This window comes from Epilithonimonas hungarica (assembly GCF_900102265.1).
GTDB lineage: Bacteria > Bacteroidota > Bacteroidia > Flavobacteriales > Weeksellaceae > Epilithonimonas > Epilithonimonas hungarica.
In genome coordinates this window covers 25,569-44,302 of the sequence record NZ_FNBH01000005.1, presented here as the reverse complement: position 1 = coordinate 44,302, position 18,734 = coordinate 25,569, and the positions used below count along the sequence as shown (strand labels likewise).

The window sequence follows — 18,734 nt, the reverse complement described above, 5'->3', positions numbered from 1 at the left end:
GATGAAAATTTTAATTATTCTTAAAACTGAAGCTCTCCAATTTCTGGTTTGCCGATATTTTTGTAGAAATTTTCCAATGGTTTCGGAAATGATTTGTCATCAGCTTGTTTTTCATCGACGATCAGAAAGTCATTATCAGAAGCAAATATTTCAAATTCCTTTTTCGGATCTAGCTCAACCGTGTTGATTTCTATTGACAGGTTTTTATGTGTCAATTTGTGATTCACAATTTTTGAGTTAATGATAAATTCTTCCCATTCAGTAGGGATCGAAGTTGGAAATTCGTACAACTTTTTCCAGATAAAATCATTGCCTCTTTGTTTAATTAAGAATTGGTTTTTATGTTTGACGAAGAAGTATTTCAAACTTAGATCAGAGACTTTCGTTTTCTTTGTTTTTACCGGAAATTCAGAAACTCTTCCGGTCTGGTAGGCAATGCAATCATCATTCACGGGACATTCTCCGCAAAGTGGATTTTTTGGTTTGCAGATCTCCGAACCAATATCCATTATCGCCTGATTGAATTCCCCAGATTTGTCGTCAGGCATGATCAATAGAGCCAGATCGGAAAAATACTGGAAAGCTTTGGAGCTTGAAATATCAAAATCATCAGCAAATATCCTTGACAAAACCCGATAGAAATTCCCATCAACAGCCGGGATCTTTTCCTCAAAACAAATGCTCGCGATTGCCGCAGCGGTATATTTTCCGACACCTTTTAGTTTTAAAATTTCATTAAAATGATTAGGAAACTCGCCTCCGAAATCTTCTACAACTTGATGAGCCGCTTTGTGAAGATTGATCGCTCTGGAATAATAGCCTAAGCCCTTCCAATATAATAATACGTCATCCTCTGAAGCATTGTGAAGTTCTTTTACAGTGGGGAATCTTTCTATGAATCTGAGATAATGACCTAGTCCTTGTTTTACCTGAGTTTGCTGTAGAACGATCTCACTGATCCATATATTATAAGGATGCTGGTTTTCTCTCCAGGGAAGTTGTCTGGCATTGGTATCATACCACTTTGTAAGCTTTTTTCCAATGTGAAGAAAATCAGCATTTTGTTTGTTTGTTTTCAAAAATATGTCTTATATTTGCACACCAAAAATATAAAGAATTTTAGAAAATGACAAAGGCAGAATTGGTAAATACCATCTCGAACAAGCTGGGAGTAGAAAAGAATGATACACAGAAAGTTATCGAAGCTTTTATGCAAGAAATCAGAACATCTATGTATAACGGAGATAACGTTTACTTAAGAGGTTTCGGTTCTTTCATCATCAAAACAAGAGCAGCTAAAACAGGAAGAAACATTTCTAAGAATACAGCGATAGAAATCCCTGCTCACAATATCCCTGCTTTCAAACCTTCAAAAACTTTTGTAGAAAAAGTAAAGACCAAAGTTGCAGTAAAATAATTAATCGAGTATTAACAGTATAAAAAAATATAAATTATGCCAAGCGGAAAAAAGAGAAAAAGACACAAGGTTGCAACTCACAAAAGAAAGAAAAGAAGAAGAGCAAACAGACACAAAAAGAAAAAATAATTTAGCCTTTTTGAGTCTTAAACATATTAAATATAGTTGGCACTTTGCCAGCTATATTTTTGTTTTATATTTACAACCTAATTTTAATAAAACCTTTTTATGAAGTTATGAAAAAAGAACTGATTATTTCCAATGAGGGAGATGCTTCAAAAATTGCTTTATTGGAAGATGGCCGCCTTTTTGAACTTCACGAACAAGAAACAAAAACCGATTTCGTAGTCGGTGACCTTTTTTTAGGTAAAATCAAAAAACTTGCACCCAACCTCAACGCAGCATTTGTCAACATCGGAACAGACAAAGATGCTTTTCTCCATTATCAGGACCTGGGGCCGCAATTCCTTTCTTACCAGAAATTTCTCAAGAACACGATCTCAAAAAAACAACAGTCTCCGAGTCTCAAAAATTTTGAAACGGTAAAAGATATTGATAAACTGGGAACTGTTGATAAGGTGCTTTCTGCCGGAGATCTGGTATTATTGCAGATCACAAAAGAACCAATTTCTACAAAAGGACCGAGAATCTCTACACAGATCTCTCTTACGGGTCGTTTTCTGGTTCTGATTCCTTTTGATAACAAAATCTCCGTATCCAAAAAAGTAAGTAATCCGGAAGAAAAAACCAGACTGAAGACTTTGATAGAAAGTATTCGCCCAGAAGGTTTCGGTGTGATCATCAGGACAGTTGCGGAAGGCAAGAAAGTAGCTGAGCTTCATAACGATATGAATCAGCTGGTGAAAAAGTGGGAATCTACGTTTAAAAATATTCAGAAAAATAAAGTCCCGAGTAAGATCTTGAGCGAGGAAGATAAAGCGTCTTCGATTTTGAGAGATAACTTCAATCAGGATTTCGTGAGTATCATTTGTGATGACGAAAAGATGGTTGAGGATATGAAAGCTTATATCGAAGTTATTGCTCCGGAACGCAAAAATATTGTTCAGTTCTACGATTCGCATATTCCACTTTTGGAGTATTATAATGTCGAAAAACAACTGAAACAGAGTTTTGGTAAGCACGTGAATATTCCGGCTTCCAAAGGTGCTTATCTGGTTATTGAACATACAGAGGCGCTTCACGTTGTAGATGTGAATTCCGGAAACAACATTTCATCTGCCAACACGAACAAAACTCACGCACTGAATGTCAACAAAATGGCAGCAACGGAAATCGCAAGACAGTTGCGTCTTCGGGATATGGGCGGAATCATCGTTGTCGATTTTATTGATATGACCGACCCTGAACACAGAAAGGAATTATACGAACATTTTCGTGAAGAAATGAAGCGTGACAAAGCAAGACATAAGATCTTGCCACCTTCAAAATTTGGTTTGATCCAGATGACAAGACAGCGTGTGCGGGCTGAAAAGCACATCGAAACGTCTGAAGAAAATCCCAACAAAGACGGCGAGATCATCGCTCCGATCGTGATTGTCGAAAAAATGGAAGATTCTATCAGAACCATTATGCAGACAGAAAAAGGAAAACTTTTCCTACACGTGCATCCATTTGTGGAAGCCTACCTGACCAAAGGATTGACAAGTATCCAAAACAAATGGTTTTTGAAATACAAAAAATGGGTAACCATCATTCCGAGAGATTCTTTCAAGATGCTGGAGTTTCATCTCTACAACGCTCAGAAGAAGGAATTAATGAGTTTCTCCAATTAATGAATTATAAACAGACTTTTTATTAAGTCTGTTTTTTTATGGACAAAATTGACGAGTTGATCGTTTTCAAAAATAAAATTTCCTTTAACTAATATTTAACGCACCAATTCTGTTATTTAAAATATAATTATGATACTTTGGTTATAATTTTGATACGAACTACTTAAATATAAAAAATATATGTCAAGAAAAATTTTATGGATAGATGATGAGGTCGATTTGCTGAAACCACATATCGTCTTCCTAGAGAATAAAGGATACAACGTTACACCGGTGAATAATGTGAATGAGGCGTTGGAAATGATAGAAAAGGAAAAATTCGAGTTAACTCTTCTTGACGAAAATATGCCCGGAATCTCCGGTTTGGAAGCAATTCCAATGATCAAAGAAAAGGATAATGCACTCAAGATCGTAATGGTTACGAAAAGTGAGGAGGAACACATTATGGAACAGGCGATCGGTTCTCAGATCTCAGATTATATTTTGAAACCTGTAAATCCAAATCAAGTTCTGTTGTCACTTAAGAAAATATTGCAAAGCGAATCTCTGGTCGAGCAAAAAACAATTGTAGATTATCAGCAGGAATTCCGTAATCTAAGTATGGAGTTATCCTATCTCAGAACTTATCAGGATTGGGCAGAATACTACAAGAAAATCTTGAGCTGGGAAGTGAAATTCGATAAAGTTTCGGATAATGAGTTTGCAGACCTGCTTCAAAACCAAAAAGAAGAAGCCAATATCCAATTCTCAAAATTCATCGAGAATAATTACGAAGAATGGCTTCGCGGCAACGAGAAACCGATGATGAGCCACACGCTTTTCAAAGATAAGGTGAAGCCAGAATTGGAAAAGGAAAAAGTCCTTTTGCTGATGATAGATAATCTGAGATACGACCAGTGGAAAGTCATAGAACCTCTGTTCACGAAGTTCTATAACAAAACTTCCGAGGACTATTACTTCAGTATTTTGCCAACAGCGACCCAGTATGCAAGAAACTCATTTTTTGCAGGATTGATGCCTTCAGAGATTGAAAAAAGATTCCCGGAATATTGGTTCAATGACAATGAGGAAGGGAATAAAAACGAGCATGAGAGAGACTTCTTGGAAGACCAGATGAAACGTTTGGGATTGTCCAGCAAATCAATGAAATATCTGAAAATCCTCAATTCGGACTTCGAAAGAAAGATTTTAGATGATTTCAATCAACATAAGAGCAATGATTTATTAGTTATAGTTTACAACTTTATCGATATCCTGTCTCACGCAAAAACAGATAATAACATTGTAAATCAATTGATCAGAGATGATAAGACTTTCAGGTCTTTGACTTACAACTGGTTTGAAAATTCTTCCTTGTTGAAAATTATCAAGACTGCAGCAGAAAATGGATTCAAACTGGTCATTACAACCGATCACGGCACAATTTATGTTAAAAAACCTAGTAAGGTAGTTGGTGACAGGGAAACCTCTACAAACATCCGATACAAGACCGGAAGAAGTTTGACATATGAGGATAAAGATGTTTGGGCGATAAACAATCCCGACAAACTCTTTCTACCAAAAGGAAATTTGAGTTCAAAATATATTTTCGCAAAGAACAATATATTTTTAGCATACCCGAAGAACTACAATCACTTTGTAAATTATTACAAAGACACTTATCAGCACGGAGGGATTTCCCTAGAAGAGGTCATCATTCCGATAAGCATATTAGAACCCAAGTAGTTTTTTCATAGTTTATTTGATTTGGGTTTATTGGGCGGAAAGAGGCAACTTTTTCCGCCTTTTTCTTTTTTAGGAGCAAGAGATTTGTCCATTCTTTTCACTTGTCCCACCCGCTATCCACTATATCTTTTTCTTTTTCCCATACTGTCAGGCTGAGCCTGTCAAAGCCAAAAAGAAAAAGGATGCCGTTCCTATCGGGGCTATAAGGTCGTTTCGTATTTCTTTTGACCATTCAAATCAAAATTCCGACCTTTGAAAATTATAAGGTCATATATCAACTATCATTCATCAATTATAATAAAATGAGAATCATTTCCTACAACGTCAACGGAATCCGCGCTGCCTTTACAAAAGATTTTTTGGGCTGGCTCAATGTTGCAAACCCAGATGTCATTTGTATCCAGGAAAGTAAAGCGGGAAATGACCAGATCGATATTGATAGTTTTGAAAAATTGGGATATCACAGTTATTGGCATTCGGCAGTTAGGAAAGGTTACAGTGGAGTAGGGATCGCTTCAAAAGTAAAACCAAATCACGTCGAATTCGGTTGCGGAATAGAAAGCTACGACAACGAAGGAAGAGTTGTCCGAGCAGACTTCGATGGATTTTCCGTGATTTCGGTTTATGTTCCTTCGGCTTCCAATATCGAGAGGCTGGACTTCAAAATGCAATTCTGTTTTGATTTTTTGGATTACATCAAAGAACTCAGAAAAACCATCCCAAATCTCATTATCAGCGGAGATTTTAATATCTGCCACGAGGCAATCGATATCCATAACCCAATTGGTTTGGCCAATACATCTGGTTTCCTTCCAATGGAGCGAGAGTGGATGACCAACTTTATGGATGAAAATAAACTCACGGACAGTTTCAGATATTTCAATGACCAGCCGGACCAATATTCTTGGTGGAGTTATAGAGCAGGTTCCAGAGCAAGGAACAAAGGCTGGCGCTTGGATTACAATTTCGTTTCCGAACCACTGAAAGAAAAAATGACAAGAGCCGTAATTTTAGCAGAAGTCAAACACTCTGACCATTGTCCGGTAATGGTGGAGTTGGATCTATAGATGATAAATGATAATCGATAATTGATGTTTCATCAGCGATTATTTTTTATCTAACCTATCACTTATCACTTATCAATCATCATTTAACAATTATAAAACTGTGCACGAACAATTCAATTTTATCATCGAGGTTTTAGGAACCATTTCTTTTGCAATGTCAGGCAGTTTTGCGGCAATGCAGAAGCGTCTTGACCCTTTCGGTGTTTTGATCATTGCATTTGTAACTTCTGTTGGAGGTGGAACAGTAAGAGATCTACTTTTGGATGTTCCGGTTTTCTGGATGACGGATATGCTGACTTGTTCATTGATATTTTTCACTTGTGTATTTTCTATGATTTTCAAATCTATTGAGAAAAATTTCAAAGTCACTTTATTCATATTTGATAGTTTCGGACTAGGATTATTCACGATCATTGGAATTCAAAAGGGGCTGAATGAAGGCCTTCATCCATTGATATGCTTGACCTTGGGAACAATTACAGGCTGTTTTGGAGGGATTATTAGGGATATTTTACTGAATAGAATTCCTTTGGTGTTCCGAAAGGAGATCTATGCAACTGCTTGTATTATCGGCGGAGGAATATTTTTACTTTTATCTAAATATTCTATTCTTTCTTATGGACTTATTCAGATTTTCACCATTATTTTGATTGTGACCATTCGGACCCTCGCTGTAAAATACCATTGGCAAATTCCGAAATTTTATGGCTATGAGCAAAATGATGAAATGTAGCTAAATTTTATTTTTTATTGAAATATATAAACTTGATCAGCTTTAAATTTATATATTTGATAAAAAAATAAAACTTATGAGAAAAAATGTACTATTTTCTTCTTTAATATTGATTTTTCTTTCCGGTAACTCATTTGCGCAAGATTTCAAATTGATCAATTCTGACAATCAGAATATTACTGTTGATTTTGATCTCGGTCATTTTGAAAAAACAGAGAAAAGTATCAACGGGAAAAACTATCATTCATTTTCCAAGCAATATTCTGTTCTGATGTCCGAGGCGGGAAATCCTGCAATGCCATATTTCTCCAGATCCATTCAGCTTCCTGAGAAAGGAGACTTCAGTTACAAAATAGTATATGATAGTTATGAGGATATCAATAATATTGACATCGCTCCGTCTAAAGGAAACCTAAAAAGAAATACCGACCCAGAAACAATTCCGTATGTCTTTGGAGAGAGTTATAAAAAGGATGATTTCTTTCCCGGAAATTTGGCTCAATTTGGAGATCCTCACATTCTGAGAAATACGAGAGGTGTTACGTTTTCACTTTTTCCTTATCAATACAATCCGGTTCAACACAAACTTAGAATCTATAAAAATCTGAGAGTAGAAGTTGTGCTGAATGATAAGAAAGGAACCAATGAAATTGCCAGTAGAAAAGCAGATAATACATTTTTCAATGATATCTATTCAAAACATTATCTTAATCATATAACTTCAAATAAATATGCTCCGGCTAAAGAAGAAGGTGATCTGTTAATTATCACAGCTCCTGCATTTGAAAGTCAGTTAAGTTCTTTAGTGAGCTGGAAACGGGAAAAAGGTATCAAAACAACAGTTGTGAACACGACAACTACTGGAACTACAGATACGGCTATTAAAAATTATATTACCAATTTCTACCAAACCAATCCTAATTTGGTCTACATTCTTTTGGTTGGTGATTCCGGAGATGTTCCTTCTCATACTTATGGATACAATGGGGAGCAGCTTTGGAGTGATTCTTATTATGGGCAATTTACAAATGATTATTATCCGGAAGCTTTCGTAGGAAGATTATCTGGGAATAGTGTTGGTATCAAAACAATGACAGACAGAATTCTGGAGTATGAGAAAAGTCCTATTGCGGGTGATTGGATGAAAAATGCTATCGGAATTGGTTCTAATGAAGGGAATGGTTATGGAAATGATGGAGAAGCGGATTATGTACATCTTAGAAAAATCAGAACTCAATTGAAGAATTATGGTTATCAAAACGTTTATGAATTTTATCAAGGTTCGCAAGGTGGTGAAGATACTGCGGGAGAGCCAACACCAACGATGATCAATAATGCAATGAATTCCGGCGTTGGATTATTCAATTACACAGGACACGGTGACCTTAATCTAATGGTAACAGGAAACTATACTTCTACATATGTAAAACAACTGAAAAATAACGGGATGTATCCTTTTGTGGTCTCTGTGGCTTGTAATAATGGGACTTTTGTCGGAAAGACTTGCCTTGCTGAAGATCTGATGTCGGTAAATTATAACAATTCTCCAGCTGGTTCTATTGCAACAGCGGCTTCTACGATTCTGATGGCTTGGGCAGAACCTATGGAAACGCAGGATGAGATGACGAATATCCTTACAGAAGTTTATGAGAACAATAAAAAAGAAACGATTGGAGGGTTGTTTTACAACTCGCAAATAGGAATGTTGGAAAGTTATAATGCTTCGCCAACAGCTGTTGAGGTCATGCAGACCTGGGTTCTTTTTGGTGACCCTTCTGTTGTTTTCCGATATGATACAACCAAAGATCTGGAGTTGCAGCATCCAGATCAGATTGATCCAAATACGCAGACTCTTACTGTTTCCTGCGAAGAGACAGATGCGGTCATTTCTTTGACTAAAAATGGTAATATAATTGGTTCTGCACATAGCAAAGATGGAAGTGTTGTATTTGATTTAAGTGGAATTGCTGATGGAGAATCATTGATGATCACGGCAACCAAGCAAAACCTCAAACCATATCAGGCAACGATTGAAGTTAAAACTTTAGGTGTAGCATCTTTCAAGAAAAATGGAATTAGTATTTATCCAATTCCTGCAAAAGATATTGTGAACTTGGTCTGGGAAAACGCTAAACCGACAAAAGTTTTGCTTTATGATCTAACAGGAAAACTATTGCAGACAATCAATAACACATCTGATAAAAAACTGGAGATCAATGTTTCCAAATATCCAAAAGGAACTTATCTATTAAGATATGAGGTCGATAACAAAGCTTATTCTGAAAAGCTGATTGTTGAATAACCAAAATCTGTATATAAAAAAGGAGCGAAATAATTTTTGCTCCTTTTAATTTTATTTAACTAGAAGAATTTTCCTCTGTTTCTCATGTTTGGGTTGTGCATATGTTTTTGCATCGTTGGCATTTTCAGTTGTTCCTTCATCATTTTGATCTGGTCGGTCATCATCCCGGCAGAATCCAATTGTTTTGCTTCTTCCAAAAGTTTCTGAGCCTCATTTTTTCTTCCTTTTGAAAGTGCAGAAGCCGCCAAATTCAATTTTGCCATTGCTCTGTCGTGCTTCATATTCAAACCATAATCCAAAGCTTTTTTCATCAATCCTTCTGTTTTTTGTGGATTATCCTGAGCTGTTGTCAAAGCTTGCAGATAATGGAAGTAGCCGTATTGGCTCTTATGAAGCTGAGATTTGTAATTGGTAATATTGGATAAAAACTTCGCTGCTTTTTCCATATTTTGTTTTCTCAATTGCCAGAAAGCCAAAAGGATATTTTCATTTTTGAAGAAAAGTGTGATAGGAATTGCAGAAAGTACGATTAAAACAATTCCCCAACCCCATTGCCTATTAAGTATAAGAAACACTCCTGCAATAATGATTAATGCCGCTATTACAAATTTTATGTATTTGTTCATTTTTAAATTTTAGGTTGCAAAGATAAGAATTACCGAGAAGAATTTTAAATAAAAACAAATTCAAAATCTATATTAAGTTTAATATATCTTTAAAAGAATCATTGATTATTAGTTTTAATTTTTATTTTTGCGGAAAATTAAAACTAATAATCAATGATGAAAAAAATCTACCATCTACCGATTCTCTTTTTGTGCATTTTATTTTCTGTTTTTCATAATGCTCAAAATGTCATTAATTCTCAATTGAATGAAATAAACCGTTTTCCTGGTTCAGACCCAAGAGGAATGAAATTGTTTGATAATGATCTAATCTTCTCAACTGCTGGAAACGCATTTGGGAGAGAGGTCTACAAATATAATTTCAATACTCAGAAATCGGAACTTTTAAAGGACTATACATCGCCTGGTCGCATTATCAAAAGCTCATTTTATAATTTGAATGGTAAGGTTTATTTTTTTGCAGAAGGCACATATAGTAAACTTGAACTATGGTGCACTGATTTGAATATGAATAATACCTTTAAGGTAAAAGATTTGAATGAAGATACTTATTCGTCATATGTAAATACTTTATTCGGGAAAACTATCGGGGATAAACTTTTTTTCTCATATAGAAATAATATCTATGTGAGTGATGGTACAACTGAAGGAACCATTAAAATTCCAAATGTAACATTAGTCAATAATCAGTTCACTTCGCTGAATAATAAGGTTTATTTTTTTGGTAATTCTGCTCTGTATGGTCAGGAACTTTGGAGTTCAGATGGGACTCAAAATGGAACCCAAATAGTAAAAGATCTAAACCCGGGAAGTGGTTCTTCTGTTGGTACTTATTATGATAAACTGTACACTGTGAATGGTAAGATTGTTTTTTCTGCGGGAGTCAGTCAAACACCAGGGTTATACACTTCAGATGGAACTTCTAACGGGACTATTTTTTTACAAAACATCTCATATAACTATCAACTACCAGATTATGAAAATGCAATAACAAATAAACTGCTCTATTTTGTTAATAATAGTCTTTGGATAACGGACGGAAATTTAGATGGTACAAAATCTATTAGTGGTCAGATCAATAATATTAAAACAATTTTTCCTTTTAAAAATAAATTATATATCAATACGACTACTGACACTTATGTGGTTGATGAGAATGACCAAGTCAGTATTTTAAGTAATAATTTTGGGATAAAACTAGAAACTGTTTCTACATCGTCTAACCAAAACTTTCTCGTTTTGAAACAACTCGATAATAATACAGACTCTTTCGTATATATTTATGATGGTAACGAAGTCACTAGAACAAAGATCAAGTATAATGATGAGAAAAGTTTTGTAGAAAGAGATAACAAACTTTATTTTTCTGGCTATATAGAATCTTATGTAGATTTTTATACAGTTTATAAAAATACTGAACTCTGCTATTATAATATCAATGATAAATCTTCCGGAATAGAAAATGAAATTTTTTATAATGCTCACAGTAAGCCTAATAGTTTTGTGAAACTGAATGACAATCTTCTTTTTATTGCATCTGCAGGTTTTTATGCACAGATATTCAAAAAAGGTTTAGATGATAAGATTGTTCAGTTAAGTAATTTTTCTGATATTAATATTAATAATAATTTCTTTTCTGCTTTTGATTCAGAAAAATCGGGGAATTACATTTATTATTTTTTGGAGGATAATTTTTTGTATAGAACCGCTGGAAGTATAAATGATACTAAAAAAATAAATTTACCCAACAATGAAAGATTGTTAGAGCTTATTTCTCTAAATGATAATAAGGTTTTAATAAAATCGTATAATTCACTTCACGGTTTTATGAGACTTTGGACACTGGAAAATTCTTCTGAAAATCTATCATTGATTTTTGAAAGCCCTTCAAATTATTCTTCAGGTGCAAAGAAAGATTATATAAAAACAAACTCCGGAATTTATCTTAAAATGATGGATAACAATGCAACATCAATCTGGAAAACAGATGGAACTGTTGTCAACACAAAAAAAATAATTGATTTGGAATCTTATTATTTCTATAGAACTTTCCTAAATAAGATTAATAATAAGGTGCTTTTTGTAGAAAATACTATTAATTATACAGTGCCTAATAGATTATATGCCATCAATGATGAAAGTGATAATGTCGTATTAATCCAAAATAATGATAAATATGATGCTGATGCAAGTTTTATTATCAATAATAAAGTTTATTTATTTTCAAGTATTCTTAATAATGGTGTAAACAAAAGGTTATATATGACAGATGGTACATCTAATGGAACGTCGGTTCTTACAACTCTTCCTTTTTTTGATGTACAAACAGCTATAAAGTGTGGGAATTTTGCTTATTTTTCTGATTCCAGTAGTTCATCATTATTTTACAGAACTGATGGAACTGAAATAGGTACATTTAAATTAAATAATTTTCTACTATACAATAGGCCATATGTTTGTTTAAATAATGAACTTTATTTTCAAAATGCAAATAATGTTTTTGGAAAAACAAAAGGGACTAGCGCTGACGATTTTACACCTATTCAAATTAAAGTGAATGATAACTCATTAACTGGTTATTATTCGTTAGAACAATTGTTTTTCGATAAAGGAAAATTCCACTTTTCTATGGATTATAAAAGCTCTGGTCAAGAATTATTTATCACAGATGTTGTTGAAGAACTAAACACGAATGAGTCTCAAACTTCAAAATCCGAAAGAAGAATAATTATTTATCCAAATCCAACGGATGATATAGTCAATATACAACTCGATAACAGCGAAAAAGTTGAGCACATCGAAATTATAGATATTGCTGGTAAGAAAGTTCTGGAATCTAAAAATTCTAGTATAAGTATAAAAGAACTTCCTGTAGGAATATTCTTTATCAAAGTCAAAACCAATACAAAACTTTATTCTTCAAAAGTTATCAAGAAATAATCATGAAAAAAATATACCTTTTATTAGTTTTGATTTTATCAATTACGACTAGTGCACAAAATATTCTTAATACAAAATTAGTAGCTCATAACTATTCTGGAAGTGGAAGCCCAAGTTATATCGCAGAATATGAAGGGAAAATTATTTTTTCTGGAAATAGACCTTACGAATTTGGAGGAAATGAGCTGTGGTCTTATGATGAAGCTTCTGGAAAAGCAAAAGTACTTAAAAATTTTGCACAAAGCTTTAATAATTATTACAGCCGAATCAAAAGTCCTATAATCAATTTCAAAGGCAAGCTTTATTTTGTAGGCACCAATTTGAACGACAATAATAATCAATTATGGGTTACTGATGGAACAGAGGAGGGAACCAAAGTTGTAAAACAATTATATAACTCTTCTGCCGCTTATGTTTATATAGATATTTTCACCAACGGAGAAAAACTATTTGTGGTCACAGATTACCAATTGTGGTCTTCAGACGGAACATTTGCGGGGACTATTGCTTTGACTGGTAAAAATTACAAATCACAATATTATTTCCTTAATAATAAGCTTTACTATTCCGAGAATAATTACAATCAACATGTCATAATGGAATCAGATGGAACAGTTGGAGGAACAAAACCATTCAAGGTTTTTGAAGCTACTGATTCTTCTTTGACAAGTCTTAATTTTGGGATGATAAAATTCCAAAATCAATTGTTTTTTTTGGCTCGAAATAATGGCATAAAAGCTTTATGGAGTACAGATGGTACAGAAGCTGGGACGAAAAGTATTATACCAATTAATGATGTATCTTCTTTAAATGGGGATGTAGTCAATGATAAAATAGTTTTCTATGATTCTAAAAATAATTTGTGGTCCAGCGATGGAACACAGGCCAATACAAAGATTGTAAAATCATTTACAGAAACTATTTCCAAGATTTTTAAATTCAAGGATGAAATTTATTTGGATACCAATCTAAATATCTGGAAAACAGATGGTAGTACTGAGAATACTGTTCAGGCTAATCTTACGACGAAAGATTCTGATCTGGATTTCGCAACGTTATCAAGTAAAAAAAATTATTTGATATTTAAATCTTCCGAGCAGTATAACAGTGGCATATGGATATCTGATGAAAATGCTAGCAATGCAAAAAAAATTAATTTTGGAAATGGTTATTGGGATGGTAATTATATAGAACTAGACGGTAATATTTTTTTCTATGGATTAGATGGGCAGGCAGGAACAGGGATTTCTGAACACGGCGGAGAGCTTTATAAATACAATGTACTTACCAAGGAAGATAAGCTGGCTATAGATACTAATTTTAGCTATAATAGCTACCTTTCTTCTTATCTGAAAATTGGCAATAGTCTATTTTATATTGCGAGTACTAGTTCGATAGGTCAAAAACAATTATTCAAGAAGTCTATTAATTCTGGTGAATTAACTCAAGTAAGTAATTTCACGGCTAATATCGGAACTGTGGATAAAACTTTGAAAGTGGGAGATTTTTACTATGCATACAGCAATTATAACAGCAATGGTTTTATAAAGTCTGACGGGATCAAAGACAATACAAAATTTATCCCAGTGACAGAGGAGATTATCAGTTTCAACAATTTTAAAGATCAAGCTGTAGTTTATGTAACGAAAAGTGACAAACTAAAGGTTTACCTTTTGGAAAATAACTCTTCGATTCCTGTTCTATTAAAAGAAATGCCATTTTATAGTAATGACTATTATTCTAAATTGAACAATGGTTATATGCTGGATGATTTCCTGTACTTTTCTTTTATGGATGAAAATAGTCGTTGGTCAATCTGGAAGACCGATGGAACAGTTACAAATACTAAAAAAGCGATTGACTTCTCAAATGAAAGTGTCCAAATGTTAAAGATTGTAGGCGTAATTAATTCAAAAATTGTCTTTTATAAATCGACTAATGTTCAGAGTGGATATGTTGATCTTTACAGTTCAGATGGAACGCAAGCCGGAACTTCACTATTGAAAAATATCAATACAAGTTTTACAAACCACTCTTTGGTTAATGATGGGATATTATATTTTTTGACATTTAAAAGTGGAACTATTAGCCTTTATAAAACGGACGGTACTATTAATGGAACTGCTCTTGTAAAAGCATTGGGAAGCACCAATTTATCAGAATCTTCATCATATTCTGACTCTAATGTTTTGACTAAATGTGGCAATGATATGTTCATACTGCACAATAATAGACTATATAGAAGTAACGGGACAACTATTGGAACTACATATCTTTCTGCTAATCTTACTGAGAATGAAATGGCTTGTAGTAAAAATTATTTATATACTTTAAATACGTCTGATCCAAGAATAGTAAGATTTGGAGGAATAAATACGTCATTTAATGTAAATATTGTAGATAGTAATACAAACATTGAAGAGGATTATTCCGTATTAGCTGTTCCTTTTAAAAATATTGCAAGCGATGGCAATACATTATATTTTTCTGCTTATACCAATAAAGCGGAATACATACAACTGCATACAATAGATCAACTTCCTGATTTGCAAGTTGAAAATTTAGAAGGAAAAGATAAGATAGCAATGTCTGTTTATCCTAATCCTACTTCAAGCTATGTAAAAATTCAAAGTCCATCTAGAATAAACAAAGTAGAAGTGTATAATTTTTCTGGAGTAAAAATATTTGAATCAAAGTCTGATAATTTGGATTTTATAAGGTTGAATTCTGGTATTTATCTGGTCAAAGTATATACGGATGATTTTATAGAAACTAAAAAAGTAATCAAAAAATAATATCAGGAGCACCAAGTAAGGTGCTCTTTAATTCTTATTAAAAAACTCCCAAACGATTTTTGCCTTAGACTTTCCGAGAATTTCTTCCAAAGTGGCCAGGTCTGACTCTTTGATCCTTTTAACCGATTTCAGTTTCGATAAAAGCTGTTCAACAGATTTCGGACCAACACCTTGGATTTCTTCCAGCTCAGATTTTATCGTCGAATTTTTTCTTCTCGTTCTATGATGTTTTACGCCAAATCGGTGCGCTTCGTCCCGCACGCGCTGAAGGATTTTCAGCGTTTCAGCTTTTTTGTCAATATATAATGGAATCGAATCTTCCGGAAAATAGATTTCCTCAAGGCGTTTTGCAATCCCGACAATCGTGATTTTACCATAAAGGCCGAGTAATTTCAAACTTTTGACGGCGGAAGACAATTGCCCTTTTCCACCATCGATCAGAATCAATTGGGGTAAAGGTTCGCCTTCATCAAGCAACCTTCTATAGCGACGATAGATGACTTCTTCCATCGTTTTAAAATCATCCGGACCAACCACGGTTTTTGGATGGAAGATCCTGTAATCTGCTTTGCTTGGTTTCCCATCTTTGAAAACGACACAAGCCGAAACCGGATTAGTTCCTTGTATATTGGAGTTGTCAAAACCTTCGATATGTCTTGGTTCTATGGGCATATGCAAGAGTTTTTGCATCTCTGCCATTATCCGGTTGGTATGTCTTTCCGGGTCAACAATTTGAACTTGTTTCAGCTTTTCAAGACGGTATTCTTTGGCATTTTTCTCAGAAAGTTCTACAATTCTTTTCTTGTCGCCGACTTTTGGAACGATCAATTTCACATTCGGGATTTCTATTCCCAAATGAAATGGAATCAAAATTTCTCTCGATTCAGATAAAAATTTCTGACGAATTTCGATAATCGCTTCTTCCAAAATATCCTCATCTGTTTCCTCAAGAACTTTCTTGATTTCTGTTGTAAAACTCTGAACAATCGAACCATTCCTGATTTTAAAATAATTGACATAAGCCGCCGTTTCATCGCTTGTCATCCCGAAAACATCCACATCATCAATACTAGGATTCACAACCGTATGTTTTGCTTGATAATCATCCAGAGATTCGATATTCTGCTTTATCATCTGAGCTTTTTCAAATTCCAGGTTTGCAGCAAAACGATACATTCTGTCCTCCAGATATTTCTTAGCGTAACGGAAATCGCCTTTGATAATTCCTCGGATCGCTTCTACTTTTTCATCATAATCTTCTTTGGATTCTAGGTCTTCGCAAGGTCCGTTACAGTTTTTGATATGATACTCCAGGCAAACGCGGTATTTTCCTTCAGCGATTTTTTCAGGAGCAAGATTCAGGTTGCAGGTTCTTATTTTATATAGATTTTTAATCGTGTCCAGAAGAATTCTTGCAGGTCTTACCTTGGCGTAAGGTCCAAAATATTCGGAACCATCTTTTATTTTTGTTCGTGTAAGAAAGATTCTTGGAAAATCTTCATTCTTGATGCAGATCCACGGGTAGGATTTGTCGTCTTTCAGCATCACATTGTAAAACGGCTGGTGTTCTTTTATCAGATTGTTTTCTAACAAAAGAGCGTCATATTCACTATTTACAACAGTTGTTTCCAATCTGTGTATCTTAGAAACCATGATCCTTGTACGATAACCGGAAAGATTTTTGTTGAAATAAGAAAGAACTCTTTTATTGAGTTGCTTTGCTTTTCCCACATACAAAAGCTGGTCGTTCTTATCATAATATCGATAGACGCCAGGTTCTGAAGGAAGGGTTTTGAGTTGAAGTTCTAAGTTGGGATTCACAGAACAAATTTACGCAATATGAATTATAAATTTAGGGCTTGTTCAAATTTTTAAATCTCGTTGATTTGGCAGATCGAGCGAATTTTGCAGATTTATTTTAGATGTAAAATTTGCCCGATCTGTGAGAATATTATTTTTTAAAATTATCGATTAATTTGTACCTTGCCTTTACGAAACCGAAATATTATGAACGAAATCATTTGTCCGAATTGTCATAAGGCCTTTAAAGTGGACGAAGCGGGATTTGCGGAGATTCTGAAACAAGTTCGCAACCATCAATTTGAAGAAGAACTACAAGAGCGGTTAAGGATTGCTGAAAGAGAAAAAAACAGTGAGATTGAACTTAATAAAGAAAAATTCAAAAGTTATCTCCAAGAACAGCTTTCCAAAAAAGATGCTGAAATCTCGCAGTTAAAATCACTTAGCGAATTGGAGATGACAGGAAAAGTTTCGGAAAAGGAAAAAGAAATTCTGGAACTAAAAGCGAAAATTGAAAAAGCCGAAACCGAAAAAAAATTGGCAATCTCAGAAGCGGTTCAGAAAGTAGAAAATGAAAAAAACAGTATCGAAAACGAAAAAAATGAGCTTAGAAATAAGCTGAAAAATAAAGATATGGAAAAAGAACTTTCGGAAAAATCTTTAAAAGAACAGTTTGATGAAAAACTCAAATCAAAAGATATTATCATCAAGTACAAGGACGAGGAGATCGACCGTGTGAAAGAGATGAAAGCCAGACTTTCCACAAAAATGCTTGGTGAAACTTTGGAGCAGCATTGCGAGATCGAGTTCAATAAACTGCGTGCAACCGCATTTCAGGATGTCTATTTTGAAAAGGATAATGACTCTAGGTCAGGAAGCAAAGGTGATTTTATCTATCGGGAATTTGATGATTCCGGTAACGAGATCATTTCGATAATGTTTGAGATGAAAAATGAAGCTGACCAAACGGCAACCAAAAAACGCAATGAAGATTTCTTCCGCGAACTGGATAAAGACAGAACTGAGAAAAAATGCGAATATGCAGTGATGGTTTCATTATTAGAAGCCGAAAATGAGTTTTACAACACAGGCATTGTAGATGTTTCGCACCGATTTTCGAAAATGTATGTAGTTCGGCCACAGTTTTTTATACCAATCATTACACTTCTAAGAAATGCTGCTATGAACTCTTTACAATATAAAAAAGAGCTTGCTTTGGTTAAGAACCAAAATATTGACATTACTAACTTTGAAGAAAAAATAGATACTTTCAAACAAGGATTTGCTAAAAATTATGAATTGGCAAGCCGACAATTTAAGACTGCCGTTGAGGAAATTGATAAAACAATAACGCATCTTCAAAAAACAAAAGACGCATTACTTTCATCTGTTAATAATCTGCGTCTTGCAAACAACAAAGCAGAAGATTTGACAATTAAAAAACTGACCTATGGAAATCCAACGATGAAGGCAAAATTTGACGATTTAAAATAAAAAAATAATCAAGTTTGAAAGAGACAAAGAATGTTTGGCTCT

General features: G+C 34.1%; 12 protein-coding genes. 9 read left to right on the top strand and 3 right to left on the bottom strand.

Translation table 11 applies throughout. The features are described 5' to 3' along the window. Positions 1–20 precede the first annotated feature (20 nt). Positions 21–1,079, bottom strand: coding sequence for an A/G-specific adenine glycosylase (gene mutY / locus BLT30_RS16770; RefSeq protein WP_089874786.1), 1,059 nt, complete (start codon positions 1,077–1,079; stop codon positions 21–23). A gap of 47 nt (positions 1,080–1,126) precedes the next feature. Here mutY and BLT30_RS16765 point away from each other — a divergent pair, with 47 nt between their 5' ends. From BLT30_RS16765 to BLT30_RS16740, 6 genes are all read left to right on the top strand, one after another. Further along, a complete protein-coding gene (locus BLT30_RS16765) occupies positions 1,127–1,417 on the top strand; it encodes an HU family DNA-binding protein (protein ID WP_027383593.1) in 291 nt (96 codons plus the stop codon). 236 nt (positions 1,418–1,653) lie between these two features. Then, entirely contained in the window at positions 1,654–3,210 is a 1,557-nt protein-coding gene (locus BLT30_RS16760) for an Rne/Rng family ribonuclease (RefSeq protein WP_089874784.1), read from the top strand. A 180-nt stretch (positions 3,211–3,390) separates the two neighbouring features. Continuing rightward, a complete protein-coding gene (porX, locus tag BLT30_RS16755) occupies positions 3,391–4,935 on the top strand; it encodes a T9SS response regulator signal transducer PorX (protein ID WP_089874782.1) in 1,545 nt (514 codons plus the stop codon). Between the two features lie 302 nt (positions 4,936–5,237). After that, the gene (locus BLT30_RS16750) at positions 5,238–6,002 is read left to right on the top strand and encodes an exodeoxyribonuclease III (protein ID WP_089875098.1); all 765 of its coding nucleotides are present in this window, start codon (positions 5,238–5,240) and stop codon (positions 6,000–6,002) included. 100 nt (positions 6,003–6,102) lie between these two features. After that, complete coding sequence (locus BLT30_RS16745) at positions 6,103–6,735, top strand: trimeric intracellular cation channel family protein (protein WP_089874781.1); 633 nt, start codon at positions 6,103–6,105, stop codon at positions 6,733–6,735. A gap of 76 nt (positions 6,736–6,811) precedes the next feature. Continuing rightward, positions 6,812–9,037 (top strand): C25 family cysteine peptidase, encoded by a 2,226-nt coding sequence (locus BLT30_RS16740; RefSeq protein WP_089874779.1) that lies wholly within the window; start codon positions 6,812–6,814, stop codon positions 9,035–9,037. Positions 9,038–9,096: 59 nt separating this feature from the next. Here BLT30_RS16740 and BLT30_RS16735 read toward each other — a convergent pair whose 3' ends face one another. After that, the gene (locus BLT30_RS16735; RefSeq protein ID WP_089874777.1) at positions 9,097–9,663 is read right to left on the bottom strand and encodes a hypothetical protein; all 567 of its coding nucleotides are present in this window, start codon (positions 9,661–9,663) and stop codon (positions 9,097–9,099) included. A gap of 153 nt (positions 9,664–9,816) precedes the next feature. On the opposite strand from BLT30_RS16735, the gene BLT30_RS16730 reads away from it, so the two are divergent. Together BLT30_RS16730 and BLT30_RS16725 are read left to right on the top strand one after the other, a co-directional pair. Further along, complete coding sequence (locus tag BLT30_RS16730; RefSeq protein WP_089874775.1) at positions 9,817–12,603, top strand: T9SS type A sorting domain-containing protein; 2,787 nt, start codon at positions 9,817–9,819, stop codon at positions 12,601–12,603. A gap of 2 nt (positions 12,604–12,605) precedes the next feature. Then, positions 12,606–15,398, top strand: a complete 2,793-nt coding sequence (locus tag BLT30_RS16725) for a T9SS type A sorting domain-containing protein (RefSeq protein ID WP_089874773.1) — start codon at positions 12,606–12,608, stop codon at positions 15,396–15,398. Positions 15,399–15,425: 27 nt separating this feature from the next. Here BLT30_RS16725 and uvrC read toward each other — a convergent pair whose 3' ends face one another. After that, positions 15,426–17,219, bottom strand: coding sequence for an excinuclease ABC subunit UvrC (gene uvrC, locus BLT30_RS16720; RefSeq protein ID WP_089874770.1), 1,794 nt, complete (start codon positions 17,217–17,219; stop codon positions 15,426–15,428). Positions 17,220–17,405: 186 nt separating this feature from the next. Here uvrC and BLT30_RS16715 point away from each other — a divergent pair, with 186 nt between their 5' ends. Further along, positions 17,406–18,692: a DUF2130 domain-containing protein gene (locus tag BLT30_RS16715; protein ID WP_089874768.1), complete on the top strand. Its 1,287-nt coding sequence runs from the start codon at positions 17,406–17,408 to the stop codon at positions 18,690–18,692. Positions 18,693–18,734: the final 42 nt, after the last annotated feature.